General features: G+C 43.7%; 22 protein-coding genes. 10 read left to right on the top strand and 12 right to left on the bottom strand.

The window, feature by feature from the left end:
* The first annotated feature begins 9 nt into the window (after positions 1-9).
* The 4 genes from KIH41_RS08715 to cysM are packed head-to-tail and all read left to right on the top strand — an operon-like array spanning position 10 to position 2,563.
* The gene (locus KIH41_RS08715) at positions 10-297 is read left to right on the top strand and encodes an FtsB family cell division protein (RefSeq protein ID WP_213944907.1); all 288 of its coding nucleotides are present in this window, start codon (positions 10-12) and stop codon (positions 295-297) included.
* On the top strand, positions 278-826 hold the full coding sequence (locus KIH41_RS08710; RefSeq protein WP_213944908.1) for a hypothetical protein: 549 nt from the start codon (positions 278-280) through the stop codon (positions 824-826). Before KIH41_RS08715 ends, KIH41_RS08710 begins: the two co-directional genes overlap by 20 nt.
* 13 nt (positions 827-839) lie before the next feature.
* Entirely contained in the window at positions 840-1,673 is an 834-nt protein-coding gene (gene epsC / locus KIH41_RS08705) for a serine O-acetyltransferase EpsC (protein WP_214162166.1), read from the top strand.
* Positions 1,674-1,684: 11 nt separating this feature from the next.
* Positions 1,685-2,563 (top strand): cysteine synthase CysM, encoded by an 879-nt coding sequence (gene cysM, locus KIH41_RS08700; RefSeq protein ID WP_213944910.1) that lies wholly within the window; start codon positions 1,685-1,687, stop codon positions 2,561-2,563.
* A gap of 59 nt (positions 2,564-2,622) precedes the next feature.
* On the opposite strand, the gene KIH41_RS08695 is transcribed toward cysM, so the two are convergent.
* Together KIH41_RS08695 and KIH41_RS08690 are read right to left on the bottom strand one after the other, a co-directional pair.
* On the bottom strand, positions 2,623-3,693 hold the full coding sequence (locus KIH41_RS08695) for an Ldh family oxidoreductase (RefSeq protein WP_213944911.1): 1,071 nt from the start codon (positions 3,691-3,693) through the stop codon (positions 2,623-2,625).
* Positions 3,694-3,714: 21 nt separating this feature from the next.
* The gene (locus tag KIH41_RS08690) at positions 3,715-4,662 is read right to left on the bottom strand and encodes a Ppx/GppA phosphatase family protein (protein ID WP_213944912.1); all 948 of its coding nucleotides are present in this window, start codon (positions 4,660-4,662) and stop codon (positions 3,715-3,717) included.
* Positions 4,663-4,882: 220 nt separating this feature from the next.
* On the opposite strand from KIH41_RS08690, the gene KIH41_RS08685 reads away from it, so the two are divergent.
* The 4 genes from KIH41_RS08685 (at position 4,883) to KIH41_RS08670 (ending at position 9,436) form a co-directional block, all read left to right on the top strand.
* Positions 4,883-6,466, top strand: coding sequence for an acyl-CoA carboxylase subunit beta (locus KIH41_RS08685; protein WP_214162165.1), 1,584 nt, complete (start codon positions 4,883-4,885; stop codon positions 6,464-6,466).
* A 12-nt stretch (positions 6,467-6,478) separates the two neighbouring features.
* Entirely contained in the window at positions 6,479-7,546 is a 1,068-nt protein-coding gene (locus tag KIH41_RS08680; RefSeq protein ID WP_214162164.1) for a M42 family metallopeptidase, read from the top strand.
* 106 nt (positions 7,547-7,652) lie between these two features.
* On the top strand, positions 7,653-8,546 hold the full coding sequence (locus KIH41_RS08675) for a glycosyltransferase family 2 protein (RefSeq protein WP_214162163.1): 894 nt from the start codon (positions 7,653-7,655) through the stop codon (positions 8,544-8,546).
* Between the two features lie 131 nt (positions 8,547-8,677).
* Complete coding sequence (locus tag KIH41_RS08670; RefSeq protein WP_214162162.1) at positions 8,678-9,436, top strand: ABC transporter substrate-binding protein; 759 nt, start codon at positions 8,678-8,680, stop codon at positions 9,434-9,436.
* Between the two features lie 85 nt (positions 9,437-9,521).
* Here the strand turns inward: KIH41_RS08670 and KIH41_RS08665 are convergent, their stop codons facing one another.
* From KIH41_RS08665 to ald, 8 genes are all read right to left on the bottom strand, one after another.
* A complete protein-coding gene (locus KIH41_RS08665; protein WP_214162161.1) occupies positions 9,522-10,367 on the bottom strand; it encodes a prephenate dehydrogenase in 846 nt (281 codons plus the stop codon).
* Positions 10,368-10,395: 28 nt separating this feature from the next.
* Positions 10,396-11,541 (bottom strand): pyridoxal phosphate-dependent aminotransferase, encoded by a 1,146-nt coding sequence (locus KIH41_RS08660; RefSeq protein WP_214162160.1) that lies wholly within the window; start codon positions 11,539-11,541, stop codon positions 10,396-10,398.
* Positions 11,538-12,356, bottom strand: a complete 819-nt coding sequence (locus tag KIH41_RS08655; protein ID WP_214162159.1) for a prephenate dehydratase — start codon at positions 12,354-12,356, stop codon at positions 11,538-11,540. The genes KIH41_RS08660 and KIH41_RS08655 overlap by 4 nt, the downstream gene beginning before the upstream one ends.
* A gap of 5 nt (positions 12,357-12,361) precedes the next feature.
* Positions 12,362-12,730: a DMT family protein gene (locus KIH41_RS08650; RefSeq protein WP_213944920.1), complete on the bottom strand. Its 369-nt coding sequence runs from the start codon at positions 12,728-12,730 to the stop codon at positions 12,362-12,364.
* Positions 12,731-12,743: 13 nt separating this feature from the next.
* The gene (locus tag KIH41_RS08645; RefSeq protein WP_213944921.1) at positions 12,744-13,964 is read right to left on the bottom strand and encodes a 3-phosphoshikimate 1-carboxyvinyltransferase; all 1,221 of its coding nucleotides are present in this window, start codon (positions 13,962-13,964) and stop codon (positions 12,744-12,746) included.
* Positions 13,951-14,997: a 3-dehydroquinate synthase gene (gene aroB / locus KIH41_RS08640; RefSeq protein ID WP_214162158.1), complete on the bottom strand. Its 1,047-nt coding sequence runs from the start codon at positions 14,995-14,997 to the stop codon at positions 13,951-13,953. Before aroB ends, KIH41_RS08645 begins: the two co-directional genes overlap by 14 nt.
* A 46-nt stretch (positions 14,998-15,043) precedes the next feature.
* Entirely contained in the window at positions 15,044-16,141 is a 1,098-nt protein-coding gene (locus KIH41_RS08635; protein WP_213944923.1) for a chorismate mutase, read from the bottom strand.
* Positions 16,142-16,509: 368 nt separating this feature from the next.
* Complete coding sequence (gene ald, locus KIH41_RS08630) at positions 16,510-17,643, bottom strand: alanine dehydrogenase (protein ID WP_213944924.1); 1,134 nt, start codon at positions 17,641-17,643, stop codon at positions 16,510-16,512.
* Positions 17,644-18,087: 444 nt separating this feature from the next.
* Between ald and KIH41_RS08625 the strand changes: the two genes are divergently transcribed.
* The gene (locus tag KIH41_RS08625) at positions 18,088-20,502 is read left to right on the top strand and encodes an alpha-ketoacid dehydrogenase subunit alpha/beta (protein WP_214162157.1); all 2,415 of its coding nucleotides are present in this window, start codon (positions 18,088-18,090) and stop codon (positions 20,500-20,502) included.
* A 106-nt stretch (positions 20,503-20,608) separates the two neighbouring features.
* On the opposite strand, the gene KIH41_RS08620 is transcribed toward KIH41_RS08625, so the two are convergent.
* Complete coding sequence (locus KIH41_RS08620) at positions 20,609-21,286, bottom strand: hypothetical protein (RefSeq protein ID WP_214162156.1); 678 nt, start codon at positions 21,284-21,286, stop codon at positions 20,609-20,611.
* Between the two features lie 76 nt (positions 21,287-21,362).
* Between KIH41_RS08620 and KIH41_RS08615 the strand changes: the two genes are divergently transcribed.
* Positions 21,363-22,358 (top strand): acyl-CoA synthetase family protein, encoded by a 996-nt coding sequence (locus tag KIH41_RS08615; RefSeq protein WP_213944927.1) that lies wholly within the window; start codon positions 21,363-21,365, stop codon positions 22,356-22,358.
* Here the strand turns inward: KIH41_RS08615 and KIH41_RS08610 are convergent, their stop codons facing one another.
* Entirely contained in the window at positions 22,359-22,751 is a 393-nt protein-coding gene (locus tag KIH41_RS08610; RefSeq protein WP_213944928.1) for a Dabb family protein, read from the bottom strand. It lies immediately after the preceding gene.
* Between the last annotated feature and the right edge of the window lie 30 nt (positions 22,752-22,781).

The following is a 22,781-nucleotide window of genomic DNA, read 5'->3' as shown; positions in this document are numbered from 1 at the left end:
TCTGCAGCAATGGCCAAATACCTTAAGTACACCAAAAACTTCTATTTTATTTTTACAGTTCTATTCATATGCTGGATGATTTTCATTGATACAAATGACATCTTTAGCCAGTTTAAACTGAGGGCAAAGCTCCGGGATTTGGAAAAACAGAAAGAATTCTACCAAGAGCGGAAAACCAAAATTCAGGCTGAGAGAGAAGAGTTGATGAGCAATTATGAACTTTTGGAGAAGTTTGCCCGTGAAAGATATTTAATGAAACGTAAATCAGAAGACCTGTATGTCATTGTTGAAGAGTAAACTTACCTTAATAGTCCTGTTTTTAATACTTGCCTTATCATTTGACTCTTTTGCGCAGAGAGAAATATACTTGGATGAAAGCCCTCCATTGAAGGACAGAATGTATTATGGAGGTAATTTCAGTTTGCAGTTTGGGTCTGTTACCTTCATTGATGTTTCGCCATTGGCTGGTGTTATGATTACCGAAAGATATTCCGCCGGTGTGGGTGCAACTTATCAATACATAAACTTCCGTTGGCTCAACACACCAGGTTCAAGTGTATTTGGGGGTAGGATATTCAACAGGTTTAACGTGTTGCCCAACTTCTTTCTTCATGGAGAATTTGAAACCTTAAATGCCCAATATGTAGATTATCAGGATAGACTACAGCGTGACTGGGTGCCAGGTCTTTTTGTTGGAGGGGGTTATTTTTCCCCATTTGGCCAACGAGGAGGGATTAATATATCTATTCTTTACAATTTGATGTATGATAATCTAAGGTCCCCCTACAATGAACCATATGTAATTCGAGCGGGTTTTCTTTTTTAGGAAAAAACCAATTATGCAAAAGTTCATTGATAAAATTTATAAAGCCCACACGGCCTGCCCTAAATGTCCTTCCAGAAAAATCATTCATGATTTCCTGGAAGAGCTTTTAGGGTTTCTTTTTCCAGAATATGCCCCGAAATCATTATTGAAAAGGACTGAAGTTGAAGAAAAGTATGAGAAAATTAAAGAGGATTTTGCTTTTCTTTTGCTTCTCAATCCTCAACTTCACAATCAAGATGTAACTCAGCTACAGCATAAGTTTTTTGCTGATCTTGATGGTGTCTATGATTTGATACTGGAGGATGTTGAGGCAATGTTTGAGGGTGATCCCGCTGCCAAAAGCAAAACTGAAATCATCCGAAGCTATCCTGGGTTTTTGGCGATAGCAGCCTACCGCATAGCCCATATATTGTATAGAAACAAAATAATGCTGATCCCGCGTATGATGACAGAGTATGCCCATGGTATGACTGGCATAGATATTCATCCCGGCGCGCAGATTGGAAGACGTTTTTGCATTGATCATGGGACGGGTGTAGTGATTGGAGAAACTGCCCTGATCGGAAGCGGTGTGAAGGTGTATCAGGGTGTAACACTTGGGGCCCTCAGTGTTGATAAAGAAATGGCTGACAAAAAACGACATCCAACCATTCATGATGAGGTGGTTATTTATGCAGGAGCGACTATTCTTGGTGGCGAAACGGAAATAGGTGCTCAAAGCATCATTGGAGGCAATGTCTGGTTAACTAAAAGCATTCCGGCGGATTCTAAAATTTATTATCAGGCTAAAATGCACCAAGAAAACACCAATGAAACCGATACTTTTATAGTTAAAAGCGGATCTTAAATTTCTTTTCCATGCGTTTATTTGAATTGATAGGCAATACACCCTTGGTAGAGCTTAACGTAATTCCTGAAAATCCAAATGTAAAAATCTTCGCAAAGCTTGAAGGGCAAAACCCAGGAGGGAGCGTGAAGGATAGGGCTGCCTATAATATGATCCGCTCTGCCCTAGACCGGGGAGAGCTTAAATCTGGGGACAGACTTATTGAGGCTACTTCTGGGAATACCGGTATCGCGCTCGCCATGGTAGCCAACTTACTAGGCGTACACATGACCCTCGTAATGCCGGATAACTCCACCAAAGAGAGAATATTATCCATGGAGGCTTATGGGGCTAAAGTCATATTGACTCCAGCTGCTAAAACTATTGAGTATTCCCGGACTCTTGCAGAGGAAATGGCCGAAAGGGATGGTTATTTCATTCTTAATCAATTTTCCAATCCGGATAATTATAGAGCCCACTATGTCGGTACGGGTCCGGAAATATGGAGAGATACAGATGGCCAAATCACCCACTTTGTTTCAGCCATGGGGACTACGGGAACAATCATGGGGGTGTCCAGATACTTGAAAGAGAAAAATCCAGATATACAGATTGTAGGAACCCAGCCTACAGATGGTTCAAGCATTCCGGGTATAAGACGGTGGTCCAAAGAGTTTTTGCCAAAAATATTTGAGCCTAAAAGGGTAGATAGGGTAATAGACGTAAGCCAGCAAGATGCTACTCACATGACTCGAAGATTGGCTAAAGAAGAAGGGGTCCTTGCAGGCATGAGCAGTGGGGGTGCCTTGCATGCTGCGCTTAAAGTGGCTTCTGAAATAGATAAAGGTTGGATTGTCTGCATAGTCTGCGATAGGGGGGATAGATATCTGAGTTCAGATCTTTTTGGTTGATTAAGGTGGCGCATAAAACAAACGGGGCTTGAATATCTGATATTCAAGCCCCGTTTGTTTTACAGCTCAACGCTAAATTTTTCTCCCAACGCTTTTAAATCATCCACCACGGAAGGAAGCAATGGTATTCCATCTTTTCTCCTGATTGTCTCAATTTCTCTTTCAGGGTCACCGGGGATTAGGACTTTATCATGGCCTTCAATTGTCTTGGCCGATCTAAATCTTGAAATCCAATTGTCCATGTTTGATTTGAATTCTTCAGCCGGTCGGAAAGCGTCTACCCGCATTGCACCAAAGAAGTGTCCCAGTCCTTCTCCAACCGGGTTTGGGTCTGGTTGTAGAAAAGCTACAAATGGCGGCACCCAAGGACCATAATTAGCTCCAGAAAGGACTGCGGAGAATATATCTACAATGGCCCCCAAAGCATAGCCTTTATGTGAACCATGTTCTTTGTCACCCCCCAATGGGAGTAATGCGCCACCATCTTTTACGCCGCTAGGACTAGTAGTTGGTTGCCCGTCTTTATCTTGAATCCATCCTGATGGTGCCTGCTCATTTTTTCGGGTAAGGATTTCCAGCTTACCATTTGCCGCAGTGGTAGTAGCCAAGTCTGCCACAAAAGGGGGCTGCTTTCCCGCCGGTATGGCTACAGAGATGGGGTTGGTTCCTAACAAGCGCTCCCTAGCATAAGTAGGAGCCACGAGTGGACTGGCATTCGTCATAGACAGCCCGATCATGTCGTGCTGCAAAGCCTCCATAGCATGAACGCCCGCAATTCCGTAGTGATTGGAGTTTTTGACGGAAACCCAGCCGGTTCCCGCAAGTTTTGCCTTCTCAATAGCAACCTTCATTGCATAAGGCGCTACTACCAACCCTAAGCCTCCATCACCATCTACCACAGCCGTGCTGGGAGTTTCGTAGGTGACGTGGATATTTGGTTTAGGATTAATCCTTCCAGCCTCCCATAACCTGACATAACCAGATAGCCTAGCCACTCCATGTGAATCCACCCCCCGCAGGTCTGCAGATAATAGAATTCCGGTAGCAATGCTTGCCTGGTCTTCAGGACAGCCGATTTTTAAAAAAACTTCTTTTGAAAATTTACTTAATCGATCAAGTGTGTAATTCATGTAATCAAGTACGGAAGAGTATTAACTATTTACTGGGCACTCTTTTCTGATAAGTTGGGAAATAGCGCCCTCTTTGAGTGCGTAAGTGGAACAATACAAGTGTTGGGCTGGGACAAATTTCAAGATATAGGTGATCAGTAAGCTGGCCACCACGATCATATCCACCCTCATGGGAATCATGCCAGGGATATCCAGCCTTTCTTGCTTGTTCAACGTTACGAGTTGTTTTGCGATTTTATAAAACTCAGTCGAAGGGAGGTCAAATGTTTGCTGAGTTTTCTGCTTTTTCTGTTTAAGGCTTGCAAAATAGATGTCTGATAGCGTATCAAAGGTTCCAGAGGCTCCTACCAGTTCAGTCGGTTCAAACTTATGGATAGCGAGAACTAGATCGTGAAGTTTTTCGGCTAGGTAGCTTTCCAACTTATCCATTTCTTCAGGAAGAATCGGGTCGTGATAGTGGAAAAGATCAAGCATGCGCTGTCCCCCTATTTCAAAACTTTGCTTCCAGAAGGACTGTACATTATTGCCAATGATGAATTCCACGCTTCCGCCACCGATATCCATCATTAAGCTGGTACTATCCGAAAGTGAACCGGAGAATTTGATACCCTCATATATCAACTGGGCCTCTTGCTCACCATCGATTACATTTACTTCTATATTGTAAAGCTTTTTGATTTTTTGGACGAATTCGGGGCCGTTTTCTGCATTTCTAACCGCACTAGTAGCAAAAGCAAAAATGTCATTTATTCCTTCACCTTTGATCAGGTTGTGGAAATGCTGTAAGGTGTGGTAGGCTCTTTTTCGGGCATCAGGCATAAGTTGTTTTTTGGAAATTCCCCCCTGGCCGAGTTTAACGGCAACTTTTTCCTTATAAATTGTCCTGAAACTATCTTCATGCAATTCTACCAATAGCAAATGAAATGTATTGGTCCCCATGTCTATGACTGCTGCCTTCTTAAAATTCATCTTTTGGCAAAATTTAGTTGTGCGAATATAGAAAGTTTATTTAAAAAGCATTAGTTCCTCCTTTTTATTTAACTAAGAAAAAATAGAAGGAAAAAATATCTTCTGCCCACAATCCAATAATTAGGCCGACATTGGACAAAAACAACAATAAGTTGAAGGCAAATTTTTTGGATAGGGTTTGCATGGCTATATTTGACTAAATCTTTACAACAATAAACTCATGGATAGTACAACTAAAGGCGTATATACTTTACCTGGCAACCAGGAAAAATATGATTTATTAAAAAAGAAAAACCAAGAGGCGCTCCAGGGCGGGGGAGAAGCCCGGATAGCCTCTCAACATAAAAAAGGAAAACTGACAGCCAGGGAAAGGATTCACCTTTTAATGGATGAAGGTTCCTTCCAGGAAATTGACAAGTTTGTGATGCACCGGGGCAAGGACTTCGGTATTGACAATGAACATTACCTTGGCGACGGCGTGGTTACTGGCTACGGGAATGTCAACGGTAGATTGACCTATGTTTTTTCCCAGGATTTTACTGTTTTTGGAGGATCGCTATCGGAGACCCATGCTGAGAAGATCTGCAAAATCATGGATATGGCCATGAAAAATGGAGCTCCAGTTATTGGCTTAAATGACTCGGGTGGAGCAAGAATCCAAGAGGGTGTCAATTCCCTTGGCGGCTATGCAGATATCTTTTACAGAAATACCCTTGCTTCTGGGGTGGTGCCGCAGATATCAGGTATCATGGGGCCATGCGCTGGCGGGGCAGTTTATTCCCCAGCTATCACTGACTTTATCTTAATGGTAGAGGATACCTCCTATATGTTTGTGACTGGGCCAAACGTGGTGAAAACGGTTACCCAAGAGAATGTGACCGCAGAAGAACTTGGAGGGGCCAGTGCCCACTCTGTAAAAAGCGGGGTGACCCATTTCTCCTGTGCCAACGAAATGGAGTGCATCAACCATATCAAGCAGATCTTAAGCTATGTCCCTCAGAATTGTGAGGACACGGCTCCGGTGTATCCATACGAAATGAAGGAGGATGAAAGCCGTAAGGTGCTCGATGAGGTAATTCCTGAAAACCCCAACCATCCATATGACATGCGGGAGGTAATCGAGGGAACCCTGGATGAGGGGTCATTCTTGGAAGTACATAAAAATTACGCAGACAATATTGTTGTTGGATTTGCAAGAATCGCCGGTAGAAGTATTGGAGTAGTGGGTAACCAGCCTCAGTCTATGGCGGGCGTTTTGGATAACGACGCCTCTGTAAAGGCTGCGCGATTTGTGCGTTTCTGTGACTCTTTCAATGTGCCTTTGCTAGTGTTGGTAGATGTACCAGGCTTCCTACCTGGTACAGATCAGGAATGGAACGGCATTATTACCAATGGTGCCAAATTGCTATATGCCTTCTCGGAAGCGACAGTACCAAGAATTACCGTGATTACTAGAAAAGCTTATGGAGGTGCATATGACGTGATGAACTCCAAGCATATCGGTGCTGACCTCAATTTTGCATGGCCAACAGCCGAAATCGCGGTAATGGGTGCCAAAGGTGCTGCCGAGATTATCTTTAAGAAGGAAATTGCAGAGGCTGATGATAAAGAGGCCAAATTGCAGGAAAAGGTTGACGAGTACACCGCTAAGTTTGCCAATCCATACAGAGCCGCACACAGAGGTTTTATCGATGAGGTGATTATGCCGTCGGAAACAAGAGAGAAGTTAATTAGAGGCTTTAAAATGCTGGAGAACAAGGTGGACAAGTTGCCTAGAAAGAAGCATGGCAACATTCCTTTGTAAACAAAATACTTAATGGGAGCAAATACACAATTTCTATACAAATATTTAAATAATGCCTCGCCCACTGGGTTTGAAGCGTCCGGACAAGAAATATGGTTGGATTATATCAAACCGTATGTGGATGAATATTTCACCGATAATTATGGTACAGCTGTGGGGGTGCTTAATCCCGATGCCAAATTTAAGGTGGTAATTGAAGCCCATGCGGACGAGATCAGCTGGTTTGTCAACTACATTACGCCGGAAGGTTACATCTATGTTCGCCGCAACGGGGGCTCCGACCACATGATCGCTCCTTCGATGCGGGTCAACATACATACAGATGAGAAGATCATTCCGGGTGTTTTTGGTTGGCCGGCCATACATGTCAGGGACAAAAGCAAAGAAGAGGGGCCAACTCTTGATAATATCTTTATCGACGTGGGAGCCAGAAGCAAGGATGAAGTTGAAGAGATGGGGATTCATGTTGGCTGCGTAGTAACTTTCAGGGATGAACTGACTGAGCTAAATGGGAAATTCTATTCCGGCCGGGCACTTGATAATAGGATCGGGGGCTACATGATTGCAGAAGTAGCCAGGCAACTTCATGAAGAGGGTGTCAAACTTCCTTTCGGTCTGTACATCGTCAATGCCGTTCAGGAAGAAATCGGACTGCGTGGAGCAGAAATGATTGCCAGAAAAATCAAGCCTGATGTGGCCATCATTACCGACGTATGTCATGACACCACTGCTCCCTTGTACAACAAGGTGACAAGTGGTGATCAGACAGCTGGAAATGGGCCTGTATTGACTTATGGAGCTTCAGTGCATAAAAAGCTTTTAGATTTAGTCATAGCTGTCGCAAAAAACCGCAAAATTGATTTCCAACGGGCCGCAGCCTCCCGGGGTACAGGTACCGATACCGATGCCTTTGCCTACAGCAATGAAGGTGTGCCATCGGCGCTGATATCACTCCCGCTTAAATATATGCATACAACCGTGGAGACGGCCAGTAAGAAAGATATTGACGAGGTAATCGCACTGATCAAAGGGTTCTTGGAGGACTTTGATCCGGAGTTTGATTTTAGGTATATCAGTTAAAAAAGAAGGGGTGACAATTAGTTGCCCCTTTTTTGTTGCTTCTAAATCAATTCTGCATTTTTTGCTATATTGTATTAAATTTTTAACTTTTAAGAATATTTTTTAGATGGAAACTAGGCATTTATCAAATGTGCAGGTCTCTGTGATTATTACCTGCTATAATCATGGGAAATTTCTGAAGCAGGCAGTTCAGAGTGCCCTTGAACAAAATATAGAGGAATTGGAGATTTTGGTTGTCGATGATGGATCACTTGATGATACATCAGAGGTTGCCAAGTTGTTGCCAGTAAGGTATATTTATCAATATAATCAAGGGCTTTCTGCGGCTCGCAATACTGGTATTAGACACAGTAGAGGCAAATTCTTGGCGTTTTTAGATGCGGATGATTACTTTAAACCCAACTCTCTTCACACGAACTTGGATATAATCCAAAACAACCCCCAAATCGCTTTTGTAGCAGGATCCCATGAGAAAGTTTATGAGGAAACTGGGGAAGTTTTTGTTTTGAATGATACTGTCAACGAAAATCATTTCTACTACATGTTGCAGGGCAACTTTATTGGAATGCATGCAGCCGTGTTATATAATAAATGGGTGTTTGCTGAATATAAATTTGATGTGAATCTCAAGATGTGTGAGGATTATGACCTTTACCTCAAGATTACACGCAAATATGAAATTATTCATCATGAAAAAATTATTGCAGCATATAGGATTCACTTATCCAATATGTCATCCAATTATTCCAAAATGCTGAAAGCCGCTCTTTCAGTATTGAATCGAAATAAGCCGTTAATTAAATCAGTTGAAGAAAAAAAGGCATTTAAGGAAGGAGTTAATTTTTGGAAAAAATATTATACCCAAGAAATGATCAACCAAATGAGGCTTGGTAGAATTAAGCTGGACTACTATGGACTTTTCATGTTAATAGATCAAAGCCCAAAGATTTTGCGCAGATCAATTGAAGCAAAGTTTAGATCAAATCTGTCGGTGGATTAAGATTATCGACTCCATTTGGTTTCTTGCCTGATTTTTCAATTATTTGGGTATTAGGAAATAAAATTGTTCCAATTTTCTAGCCAAAAAAGGTAGAAGAAATTGAGAGGATATAAAACACTAGAAAAGCACATATGGAAATTACTGACCAACTTGGAAGAAACCTGACTATACCTGATGAACCTCAACGCATTGTGTCCCTTGTACCTTCCCAGACTGAGCTCCTGGCCGATATGGGGTTGGGGAAAGAGATTGTAGGGGTAACCAAGTTTTGTGTTCATCCAGAAGGTTTTAAAAAGTCAAAAACGATTATCGGGGGGACCAAAAATTTTCATTTCGACAAAATACGATCCTTGAACCCGGACCTCATCATCGGAAATAAGGAGGAAAATTATCAGGAAGGGATCGAAGCACTTGCCAAAGATTTCCCGGTATGGGTAAGTGATATTTATAATCTAGAAGATGCTTTGGATATGATGAAAAGTCTGGGGGAAATGACTAGCAAACAAGTAGAAGCAGAAAGAATTATCAACTTGGTGGAATACGGTTTCCGCCGCGATTTTTTTTATAAGGGAACCGTGGTTTACCTGATATGGAAGGATCCCATAATGGTTGCCGGGAGGGATACGTTTGTGAACTGCATGCTAGAGAAAGCAGGTTATACCAATTTGGTGGATGCCAGTCGGTATCCCGAAATGACCGTTGAGGAAATTACTGCATTAAACCCTGAAACGGTTTTGCTGAGTTCGGAACCATTTCCTTTCAAAGAGAAACATCTTGAAGATTTTAAGCGAAGATTCCCATATGCGAATGTTAAGTTAGTTGATGGTGAAATGTTTTCTTGGTATGGAAGCAGGCTTATAAAGGCTCCGGAGTATTTTGAAAGGTTATAGAAAAAATCACCTGCCCGCCGCTATCGATTTTTAAATCAAAACAAGGTCAAGATTGCCAGATGGCCATCTTAACCTTTTGCTGTTCTCAATCCATATCCATTATCTCCCTAATAGGGCCGACTTCTTTCAGTTGCCGATACACCGACTCGAAATCATCTCTTTTGATGCTGTTTTCAAGGTTTTTAAGTTTTTCGATATAGCACCCCAGCGCCTCAAGCACATGTGTTTTGTTCTCCTTCAGTATCGGTGTCCACATTTCCGGGGAGCTTTTTGCCAGCCTTACGGTAGAAGCAAAACCTGAGCCCGCCATATCAAAGATGTGACGCTCGTCTTCCATTTTGTCCATCACTGTTTTGCCCAGCATGAAGGATGAAATATGGGAAAGGTGGGATACGAAGGCAAGATGAAGGTCGTGCTCTTCGGGATCCATAAAACGGAGTTTCAGGTTCAGTGCCTCGAAAAGCTCATATGCTTTACCCTTGAGGTGTACATCTGTTTTTTCCATTTCGCAAATGATGAAGACCTTTCTGTTCAGCAAGTCTTCTTTTGCCGCCCGAGGCCCTGAGTATTCGGTCCCCGCAATTGGGTGGCCGGCCAGAAACTGCCCCCGCTTTTGGTGATCGGAAAGGTGTTTGCAGAGGGTGGCCTTTGTGGAGCCGAGGTCGATGATCAAGGTTTCTGCGCTTACCTCATCCAAAAGTTTTTTGGAAAGTTCAGGAAGTACGTCAACAGGAGTCGCCAGCAGGACAATATCTGTGTCAGCGGAAGGTTTTTCTGAGACCTCGTCAATTAGCCCTAGGTATTGAGCCTCCTCCAGATGCTGATCGTTTTTGTCAAATCCGCTGATGTGTACTTCCGGGAATGCTTTTCGAATGGCTAGGGCAAATGATCCTCCGATCAGGCCAAGGCCGATGATGTGTATGTGTTTCATTAGGTTAATAGGTTTCGATAGAATATAATTAAGAGGAGCACCTTCTGATAGCCTCCAGTATGCGGTCCTCGGATGTGCAAAGGGAAAATCTGATATAGCCCTTACCCCCTGATCCGAAAATGCTGCCGGGTGCCACAAAGATTTGCTTTTCCTGCATCAAGCTGTCCGCGAACTCCAGATCATCCATACCGTCCGGCAATTTAGCCCAAACAAACATGCCTGCCGTTTGTCGATGGAAGGTCAGACCAAGACTTTCGGCAAGCTTCCAGACCAGGGTTCTTCTGGACTGATAAGCGGAATTCAATCCATCAAACCACTCTTTGTTCAGTCCGAGTGCAGCAATTGCCCCTTTTTGGATTCCCAGAAACATCCCAGAATCCATATTGCTTTTGACCTGCAGAATTGCCTGCAGAAATTCTTTTTTCCCTGCCATCATCCCTACTCTCCATCCCGGGATGTTGAAGGTTTTGCTCAGCGAGTTCAGTTCAAGAACACTTTCAGCGGCCCCTTCTATTGAGAAAATGCTTTTGGGCTCCGGGTTTAGGATGAAGCTGTATGGATTGTCATGGACAATAAGGATGTTATGGTTTTGACCAAACGCAACAAGTTTTTCAAATAAGCTCTCTGAGGCTAATGCACCTGTGGGCATGTGGGGATAATTGACCCACATTAATTTTACTTTGGAAAGATCCTGCTGTTGCAAGGCTTCAAAATCAGGTTGCCAATTGTCTTCTTCCTTTAGGTTGTAAAAGACTGGATGGGCTTTGACCAGTTTTGTGACAGCGCTATAGGTGGGGTACCCGGGGTTTGGGATCAATACCTGGTCATCCTCGTCCAAAAACGCCATGGAAATGTGCAGGATACCCTCCTTGGATCCCATCAGTGGCAGGATATTCTCAGGCGTAAAGCTGACCCCGTACTGCCTTTGATAAAATTCGGCAAAAGCAGTCCTCAGCTCGGGAGAACCCTGATAGCTTTGGTATCCATGTGAACATTCCTGACCGGCGGAATCCTGTAAGGCTTTGATAATGCTCGGATGTGGAGGCAGGTCAGGGCTTCCTATTCCCATCTCAATGATAGGCTGTCCTTGGGCAATCAGTTGCTTTACTTCCTTGAGTTTGGAAGAAAAGTAGTATTCCTGGACATTCTGGAGCCTTTTGGAATATTTTTTCATGGCTTTTGGCTTATGTATTCTCCGAATATTTTCACCTCATTCCCTGCTCCCCTTACTTTTTCCAGCGCCTTGGAATATTTAGTATAATCGGAAATCAAAGTGTCAATGAAAAAAGCGTAGTCCCAGGGTTTTTCAATCACAGGGATTGACTGGATTTTGCTCAGGTCAAGATCCTGGTCAGCAAAGATTTGAAGAAGCTTAGCCAGTGCGCCTTTTTCGTTGCGGATGATTACTTTTAAGGAAGCCTTGTTGGGTATTTGGGCCGGTTTCTCGGGTTCTTTGGCCAGCAGGATGAACCTAGTGAAGTTTTCTTTTACAGTTTGGATATTTTCGGCCAGAATTTCCATTCCGTATATTTCTGCGGCTTTATGGCTGGCTATTGCTCCCTGGTATTGGAGTTTTTTCTCTGATATTTCCCGGGCGACGCTGGCGGTATCCTTTCCTGGTTCAAGTTTGATATGGGGATGCTTTTGGAAAAATGTTTGGCATTGTAAAATGGCCATGGGATGGGACTTCACAACTTGCAGATTTTCCACTTTCAAGCCGGGCAAAGCCATCAGGTTGTGTGAAATGGGCAGATAGTGCTCGCCTTGAATAAAGAGTCCATGCCTGTCGATCACTTCATAATTGGGTAAGATGGCTCCGGCAATGGAGTTTTCAATGGCCATTACTCCCTGTGAAGCCGAACCATTTCCCACTGCTGCTGCAACTTCTTCAAAAGTGTCAAAACTGAGTACATCTGCGTCAATGCCAAACACATTGATTGCCACCTGGTGGTGGAAGGAGCCCGGGATTCCTTGGATTGCTATAGGCATCTTTTTTACTTTTTGAAAATGAAATAAACCGCTAAGACCAAAAAGCCAAAACCAATGAGGTGGTTGAGCCGAATGGTTTCTGTTTTAAAAAACGCAAAGGTGAATACCATGAAAATCACCAGGGTAATTACCTCCTGCAGAACCTTCAGTTCTACCAAGGAAAATGGGCCTCCATATTCTCTGAAGCCGATCCGATTGGCCGGTACCTGAAAGAAGTATTCAAAGAGCGCAATGCCCCAGCTGATCATCACAATGGAGATCAGACCCAAATTCTCAAACCACTTGAGGTCCTTAAACTTGAGATGCCCATACCAGGCAAATGTCATAAAGGTGTTTGAAAGCACCAGGAGGACAATTGTGTAAATGCCTTTCATATTTTGGTAAAGGCTATTGATTTTTGATTAAGGTCAGCATTTCAACATGCTTCCAGAAGCTTGGGTAACTTTTGTTTACCACCTCCGGATCTTCGATGATCACATTGGTTTTTGTCATAAGAGGCATATAGGCCATTGCCATGCGGTGATCATCATAAGTTGAAATCGTCACTTCATCCGGGATATTTACTGATGGAATCAAAGTAAACCTGCCGTCCCCGCCTTCCAACAGGTGGGCGTTGAACTTGGCCAGTTCAGCCTGAAGTGCGGCAATACGGTCGGTTTCCTTAATCCGGAGGCTTTCCAGTCCGCTAAACTCCATTTTTTGTCCAATGATTGCGCAGGTGACAGCCACCGTTTGTGCCAGGTCAGGGCAATGGGTGAAATCGAACTCCTGCATTCCCTTTACCGGGATTTTAGTCAATTTAATTCCATCTTTCTGGAATTCACTTGCTACGCCGAGATGGGCCATGATATCCACTATTTTGGAATCTCCCTGCAAACTTTCCTCTTTAAGTCCATTTAGGAAGAGCTCACCACTTTCGGCACAGGCCAACAGGCTGTACCAGTAGCTTGCACCTGACCAGTCACTTTCCACTGAGTAGATTGTGGGCCGGTAAGGTTGGGGGGGAATGGAAATTAAGTTGCCGTTCCAAGTATAGCTGATCCCAAATTGCTTCATCAGTTGCAGGGTCATCTCAATATATGTGCGGGATCCGACTTTTCCGGTCAGTTCCAGCTTCAAGCCTTGAGGGAGGAGCGGGGCAATCATCAGGATGGCGGATATATATTGGCTGCTGACATCACCCCTGATGGTGATCAAATCCGTTTTCTGCTCTGAAAACCCGTTGACTGCAAGCGGAGGATAGCCTTCAACTCCCAAATAATGGATCTCTGCCCCCAGCTGCTGTAGGGCTTCAACCAAAATCCCGATCGGGCGTTCGCACATCCTCGGGGTTCCCGTCATTACTTTTTGTTTGTTGGTAATCGCAGCATAGGCTGTCAAAAACCTCATCGTGGTGCCGGCGTCAAGCACATCATAAATTGGTGGATCTTTTTTGAGCAGTCGGATCATCGTCTGCGTGTCCCGGGCCTCTGCCAAGTTTTCAATCCGGTTTTCACCTGAAGTGAGTGCGTCAATGATCAGTACCCGGTTGCTTTCGCTTTTGCTGGAAGGCAGGGGGATTGTTGTGGATGGAATATTACTTTGTTGTGGAAGTCTAAGCTGGTTCATGCTTCAATTCATTGTAAAAGGCCAAGGCCGAAATAATCTCTTCTCTGGTGATGGGAATATTGTACTCACACTCGCCGATTCTTCTCAAAAGGGAGCAGTTGATGGTTTTGCCCTCGTTTTTCTTGTCCTGCAAACACAAATCAGAAATGCTTTGGAAAGCTTCCGGGTTTATGGAAACCTTGCCGAAGACAGCGATTATTTTGTCGCATACAGTGTCAAGGTCATTTTTTGGCAACCTCAATTTAAGATGGGAAAGATAGGCTTCGGCCACCATTCCTATGGCAATGGCTTCCCCATGGAGCAGGTGTTCGGGAGTGTCCAGATAATGGGATTCCACTGCATGTCCAATGGTATGCCCGAAATTCAGAATCTTCCGCAAACCCTCTTCCTTGGGGTCTTTTTCAACCACCTCTTTTTTGATGGAAACTGATTTTTCTATGATGTCCTTCCATGGCTGTACCTTCCAGTTGTCAGTTTTGAGACAATGAAAATAATTCTCGCTTTTGATAAGGCCATGCTTGAGCACCTCGGCATATCCGCTCCTGAGCTCGCGAAGCGGAAGAGTCTGGAGAAACTCTTCAGAAATCACTACTGCAAGAGGCTCTGCAAATACACCCAGGTGGTTTTTGAAACCCATAAAATCAATCCCCAGTTTCCCTCCCACACTGGCGTCCACTTGTGACAAAAGGGTGGTGGGGATGTTGATGAAACGCATGCCTCTTTTGAACGTGCTGGCGCAAAAACCTCCCATGTCCCCTGTGACACCTCCACCCAGATTTATAATGAGGGATTTCCTATCAAAATCATTCTCCGTCATCCAGGTCCAGATTTTAGTGCAGGTTTCTAGGTTCTTGTGAGCCTCACCTGCCTGAAAGGTGAAAGTCAGGTGGTCCGGAAGCTTGTCGGCAACCATAGGGTAGCAGTAATTAAAGCTGTTGCTGTCAGTAATGATGCCCAACTTTGAATAGGATTGCTTGCTTAAAAAGCCAGTGAGCCTTTCAGCTATTTTTTCTGAGAAAATGATTGATTCCAAATTTCCTTAAATTATGTTGAGGTCCAAATTACAAATAAATTACTGCTTATTTTACGATTTTCACTGGCTCTCTCAACTGCTTCTCCTGTCTTTTAACGGATTCTTCATGGATGGTGAAAAGAAGCTCCTTCATGAATTTTTCCCCAAGGTTTTTTGAAATGCCCTTTTGTGTTCTGGATTCCATCACCTGCTTCCATCTCTCTGATTGGAAAACGCTGAGGTGGTTTTCTCTTTTATGGGCGCCAATTTGCTCAATGACGGCAAATCTCTCCGCAAGAATGTCCAGCAGCTGATCATCGAGATGGTCCACTGCCGCCCGCAGATCATGAAGTTTTTCACTTGGCTGCACTTCCTCCAATGGGGTCTTGAAATCCAATTGCTGCAGGATCTGCTTTAGCTGGGCCGGGGTAACCTGCTGTTGGGCATCCGACCATGCCTTGTCCGGGTCGTGGTGGGTTTCTATCATCAGTCCGTCGAGGCCGAAGTTGAGTGCTCGCTGGGAGGTTTCCAGGATGCCGTCCCTTTTACCAACAATATGGCTTGGGTCGTTGATGACCTGCATGCCTTTCCATTCTCTTTTCAGGTGGATGGGCATTGACCAGTTTGGCTTGTTCCGGAATCTTTTGTCGTACGCATCACTGAAGCCCCGGTGGATGGCGGCCAGTTTATCAATGCCAACGGCATGAAGTCTTTCCAAAGCGCCGATCCAAAGCTGAAGGTCAGGGTTCATGGGGTTTTTGACCATCACAGGGATATCCGTGCCTCTCAAGGCTTCTGAAATTTCCTGTACCGCAAACGGGTTGACAGTGGTCCTGGCGCCGATCCAGAGCACATCAACCTTGTGCTTGAGGGCCATTTCCACGTGGGCGGCATTGCCTACCTCAGTAGTGATGGGGATATTGAGGTGGTGGCGAACGATCTCCATCCACTTGAGTCCTTCTTCGCCGATGCCTTCGAAGCTTCCCGGCCTGGTGCGGGGTTTCCAGATGCCAGCTCTGAACAGGGAGGGCAATACATTTTCCTCCTTCATGGCCAGGCAGACTTTTTCAATCTGCTCTGCACTTTCCGCGCTGCAGGGACCTGCGATGATCAATTGGTTGCTGAGGTTCAAACCCCATTCGGATGACTGTAAGTGATTTTTCATTTTGCAATAGGTTTAAAATAGAAAAAGCCCGGATCTTGCGAACCGGGCTTTAGGTTTGTAAATATCTTGAAGTTTATTTTTCCACTAGACAATACGCAGCTCCGATTCGACCTTGGGGGCGAAAGTAAAAGTAAAAGAAGCTAAAATATAGTGCTGCGAATAATAACATGTTTCAAAGGTAAAGGATGTTTTTTATTATACAAAATAAAAATATCGACAACTTTTTGTCTGAGTTTCAAAAATACCAACTTGTTTTTGTGTTTTATGTAATTCGCGAAGGGATGTTTTGTGGAAAGGGTTGGAACTAGGGGAGGAATGGTTAATTATTTGGCAAAAAAAAAGCCCGGAAATTTCCGGGCTTTGAGTTTTTATGAGTTAACTAACTCTTCTTCAAGATATTTGTCTACTGGAACATATGGCATGTCAAATGCATCGGCAACTGCTTTATACACAATGTCACCTTTGATTACATTCAGACCTGGAACAAGTTCAGGATTTTCCAAAGCTGCTTTCTTCCATCCCTTGTCCGCCAATTGGATGGCATAAGGTAGAGTCGCATTAGTCAATGCAATTGTGGAAGTGTAAGGTACAGCACCTGGCATGTTAGCTACACAGTAATGAACGACGTCGTCAATTACATAAGTTGGATCCTGGTGAGTAGTTGGCTTACAGGTTTCGATACAGCCTCCTTGGTCTACAGCCACATCTACCAATACGGTACCTGGCTGCATCTCTTTCAGCATATCTCTAGTGATCAAGTGAGGAGCCTTGGCGCCAGGGATCAAAACAGCCCCTACGATAAGATCAGCTTCCTTGATCATTTTACGGATGTTGAATTCGTTAGACATCATAGTCTTAACATTTTTAGGCATCACGTCGGATAGGTATCTCATTCTTGGAAGGGATACATCCATGATAGTCACGTCAGCTCCTAATCCGGCAGCCATCCATGCAGCTTGGGTTCCTACTACACCACCACCAAGGATGATGACTTTAGCAGGCAATGTGCCCGGTACGCCACCCAATAGGATGCCTTTGCCACCAAGAGGTTTTTCCAAGTAGTTTGCGCCTTTTTGAACGGCCATTCTGCCGGCTACTTCCGACATAGGTACTAGCAAAGGAAGACTTCTATCCGTTTTTTCAACAGTTTCGTAAGCCAAGCAAACAGCCTTACTGTCCACCATTGCCTTTGTAAGCGGCTCGTGAGAAGCAAAATGGAAGTAAGTAAAGATCAATTGATCTTCTTTGATAAGTTTATATTCAGGTTCAATAGGCTCCTTAACTTTGATGATCATTTCCGCAGCTGCATAAGTACCCTCAATGGTAGGAAGGATAGTAGCGCCTGCTTCTTCATACATAGCATCGGTAAATCCGCTGCCTTCTCCGGCAGTATGCTGAACATACACAGTGTGACCTCTTTTAACGAGTTCTTTAGCTCCCGCCGGGTTTAAAGCCACGCGGTTCTCGTTGTTTTTGATTTCCTTTGGAACACCTATTATCATGATATTCTAGTATTTGGGTTGTGATTTGAGCGCAAATATAGCATCCTAAGCCTTAAGAAAAACAAAACCCTATCATATATTTTGATGTTATTATTTAAATATAGTTAAATTGAAACATTGTTATGTTTAAAATTTCAAAACCTCAGGAAGTTCTGTTTATGGGGTTTTTAAAATCGATTCTTCTGACCTTTTTTTACTAGCATTTGATAAGAAAAGCATCTAATCAGTGGTTAAGGAGAGTTTAGGGGGTTTGAATGGTTTTTTTGATTTAATCAGAATTTTATTTATGATTTGGGCGTCTTTTTACTATTTCGTCAGAATAAATATTGGATATCGCTTTTAATTAGTTGTCAGTTTTTTTTGCAGGACTGACATTTTATTGTATTTTTGAAATACTTGCAGAGAATGCCTGCCAAACCCAAAATAGCTTTAAAGAATAATTTTATGGAAGAAGTTGCTGTGAATAAAAAAAATAAGTCATTAAGCTTGTCGAAAGACGAAATTCTTAATGATTATAGGCTTGCCCAGCAAAGCCGCCAAGCATCCCTTATGGGCCGAAAAGAGGTTTTTATGGGGAAAGCCAAATTCGGGATTTTTGGAGACGGTAAAGAACTGGCCCAGATCGCGATGGCCAAGTATTTCAAAAACGGGGATTTCCGTGCCGGCTATTACCGTGACCAGACTTTTATGTTTGCCATTGGCGAGCTTACCATTCAGGAATATTTTGCCCAGCTGTATGCTCACGCGGATGTAGATGCTGAGCCTGCCTCAGGCGGCCGATTGATGAATGGCCACTTCGGTACCCGGGCTTTGGAGCAAAACGGAGAGTGGAAAAACTTGACGGAGATGAAGAATTCAGCTTCTGATATTTCTCCCACCGCTTCCCAGATGCCAAAACTTTTAGGTCTTGCTTATGCATCCAAGCTTTATCGTCAAAACAACAACCTTTTAAAGGAGCTTTCAAACTTCAGTATTGAAGGAAATGAGGTCGCTTGGGGTACTATAGGGAATGCTTCTACATCAGAAGGGATGTTCTATGAAACCATCAATGCTGGTGGTGTACTTCAAGTCCCTATGGTGGTTTCGGTTTGGGATGATGAATATGGTATTTCAGTGCCCAAAGAGTACCATACCACCAAAGGAAGTATTTCAGAGGTCCTGAAAGGTTTTCAAAGGACTGATGATCAAAAAGGATATGAAATCCTTGTGGTGAAAGGTTGGGATTATGAGGCCTTGATGAGTACATATCAAAATGCCGCCAGAATCGCACGCGAAGAACATGTGCCGGTGCTGGTGCATGTGATTGAACTCACTCAGCCCCAAGGTCACTCTACTTCTGGTTCCCATGAGCGATACAAGTCCAAGGAGAGGCTAGAGTGGGAAGCTGATTACGACTGTGTGCGCCAGTTCCAAGAATATATAATTGAACAGGGCATGGCTACTGAAGAGGAGCTAGCTGAAATAGATGCCGAAGCAAAAGCATTTGCCAAAGCGCAAAGAGAGGCTGCTTGGAAAGCATTTGCAGGCGAGATTAAATCTGAATTACAGGATGCTGTTTCTTTAATAGAGCAGGCCGCTCCTAATAGCAGACAGAAAGAAAAGCTGGTAGTATTGGCTGATGAATTGGCCAAAACCATGAACCCAATACGAAAGGATGTTATTAGTGCGGTAAGAAAAGCCTTGCTATTGATGAGATTTGATGGGGCGGATGTAAAGCAGAATTTGAAGCTGTGGTATGAGCAGCAAAAGAAACTGAACGAGGACAGGTATAACAGCCACTTATATAGCCAGTCAGATTTTCGTGTAGGTAATATTGATGAAGTTCCTGCTCAATACGGCGATGATGCCCAATTGGTAGATGGACGGGAGGTTCTACAAGCCTGCTTTGACCACCTATTGAGCAATGACCCAAGGGTTTTTGCTTTTGGCGAAGATGTGGGGAAGATAGGAGATGTGAACCAGGCTTTTGCCGGCCTTCAGGATAAATACGGAGAACTCAGGGTTACTGATACCGGTATACGTGAATGTACAATTATCGGGCAGGGCATTGGTGCTTCCATGAGAGGGTTGAGGCCAATTGCTGAGATTCAATATTTGGATTATCTTTTATATGCTATACAAATCTTATCGGATGATGTGGCATGCTTGCAATACAGAACCAAAGGCGGTCAAAAAGCGCCAATAATCGTTAGAACCAGAGGACATAGATTGGAAGGCGTATGGCATTCAGGTTCACCTATCGGCATGATCTTGCATAGCTTGAGAGGAATGTTGGTGTGTGTGCCTAGGGATATGACCCAAGCGGCCGGTATGTATAACACTTTGGTGAAAGCCGATGAGCCAGCTTTGGTGATCGAGTGCCTGAACGGTTACAGGTTGAAAGAAAAAATGCCTGCCAATATTGGTGAGTTTACGGTTCCTTTGGGTAAGCCTGAAATTTTGCGTGAAGGCTCCGATCTTACCATCGTAACTTACGGTTCTATGTGCCGAATCATAATGGATGCGGCCTTGATGTTGGATGAGATGGGAATTTCCGTGGAAGTGATCGATGTGCAGACATTATTGCCATTTGATACGCACCATGTCATTGCAGACTCAATCAAGAAAACCAACAGGGTGATCTTTGCCGACGAAGATGTACCAGGAGGTGCTTCTGCATACATGATGCAGCAGGTGATCGAGGAGCAGGGTGCTTATTATCATTTGGATTCTGAGCCGGCAACTATTGCCGCAAAAGCACACCGACCTGCTTATTCATCTGATGGAGATTATTTCTCCAAGCCAAGCGTGGATGATGTAGTTGAGAAAGTTTATGAAATGATGCATGAAGTAGATCCAAATACCTTCCCTGAATTATAAGTAGAAATTAAGCAAATATAAAAGGCCTCCGAAGATCATTCTCCGGAGGCCTTTTTCTATTTTAATATTTCAATATATCCATATTTCAATATTTCTTTTTTTCTTTCTATCTCCTCGTCACTTGATTAAGCGTAAAATCCGGAGTTGATACCGTATTGCTTCGATTTAACTGACGGTCTTGGATCTGTACATCCAATCTGATGGTGTCATTCCTAAAGATCGCCTGCCAACCTGAGGATAACATCCCGTAAGAAATGTTGCCTTCTATTGCCCTTTCCCTATCGTCGGTTAAGATACGGGGGAATCGCCCATTGAATGTGGTGTAATAGGGAGGCCCTTCCCAGACGAACTCTTGGTAATCCCCTCCTCGTTTAATGAAAAAGCGCACGAAAATGTTGTTGTGATCTGGATTGGGTTTTATCCAAAGCGTATCCCGAACTGTGACATTATCCAACATAGGGTCCAAAATTCTCCAGTCTCTTGGGTTGTAACTGGGTGCGTCGGGTGGCCTGTTGGAGTAAGAGATGCGGGACCCGGTTTCGGTTAATACGTAGTCAAAGGGCTGAAAAGGCGGGTTGAAATCCCTTGGTCCCAAACCCAAGTCACCTTCTGCATCCTTGAAATCCACGCTGACAATGAGTGAGTCAGGCGCTCCTTGTATAGGGACAAACTCCACTCTGCTGAAGGATATCTCAGGGGCGGAGGGGAAATTTTCCGGAGGAGACACACAGCCTATCGCAGCCGTGGCTAAAAATAATATGCCTAGATAGTTTTTCACCTTCATCTTGTAAGCCTAAATTTACGGATAATATTGGTTTTTATAAAGTTGGTAAAAAAATGCCATTCACAAATATAGAACGATGAATTATTTCAAAAGTTTTTCAGCCGATTTAGATCAAGTCAATGAAGTTAATTTTGAAAAAGTAGCTCTTGCATTGTTTAAGTTTCAGGCATTACACAACCCCATTTATAATAGCTATCTCAAATACCGAAAAGTAAAAGTCGGAAAGGTCAATAGCCTAGATGCAATTCCATTTCTTCCTATTTCCTTTTTTAAGTCCCACAAAGTAGTCACGGGTCCCCAAGAGGATTTCACAGATTTTTACTCCAGCAGTGGGACTACGGGCAATATTACCAGCCGGCATTTTATATGGTCCCAGATGTTTTACCTAGAGAATGCCCGAAGGATTTTCGAATCGGAATATGGGCCTTTAACCGATTATCATGTGCTTGCGCTTTTGCCAGCTTATCTGGAAAGACCAGGCAGCTCCCTGGTGACTATGGCGGATGATTTTATCAAACAGTCTGGGTCCCCCCATTCCGGATTTTATCTTTACAACCAAGAAGAACTATTGGCAAAGCTGAACGAGCTCGCGGCTAGCCCCAAGAAAGTGCTTTTACTGGGAGTGACATTTGCCTTGCTGGACTTTGCCGAGCAGATGGGGCATTTTGAACCGATGGATAACCTCATAGTGATGGAGACCGGTGGGATGAAAGGTAGAAGAAAAGAAATGATTAGGGAAGAAGTTCATGAAATTCTAACAGGTTTTTTCAAGGTTAACCAAATCCACTCCGAGTATGGCATGACCGAACTCATGTCCCAGGCTTATTCCAGGGGAGGAGGAAGATACAGCCTTCCCCATACCATGAAGATCCTGCTAAGGGATGTAAATGACCCCTTTTCACCTGCAAGGAAAAGGCAAGGTGGGATAAATGTGATAGATTTGGCCAATTTCCACAGCTGCGCATTCATAGAAACCCAGGATATGGGCCGTTATGATGAAGAGGGCAGGTTGGAGATTTTAGGCAGGTTTGATAATTCGGATGTCAGAGGCTGCAACCTACTGGTGGTTTAACTATTCCAGTACAAAGTCATAAACTTTAACTTCCTTCCATTTGTCGGCATGCTGTTCGATAAACTTCAGGTGAATAGGGTCCACTTGATAGGCGTTTTGATCCTCAAGGGAGTCGAAAACCATATTCAAAGCCAAATCGTAACTGCTGTCCACCACATCTCTTGCTTCAGTCGGGGCAGGGGTTCCCATTTTAAACTCCTTAACGCTGCCAATAGACCCCAACTTTTTTGTGGCCGCTTTAAATTCCTCGAAGCTGGTATCATCATTTAACCAAAAGAACACCTGATGGATCATTCGAGATTTAGCCTTGAGTTGAGCAGTTCCTACAAAAGGTAAATAGCTTAGGGGGAGTGCCAAAATCAGCCGGTTTAAAAATTTTCTTCTTGATTTCATAGGGTAGTTTATTTTTAGTTAAAAGTTATT

The organism is Litoribacter ruber (genome assembly GCF_018500185.1).
Classification (GTDB): Bacteria; Bacteroidota; Bacteroidia; order Cytophagales; family Cyclobacteriaceae; genus Litoribacter; species Litoribacter ruber.
This window is presented reverse-complemented; position numbering and strand designations above follow the sequence as displayed.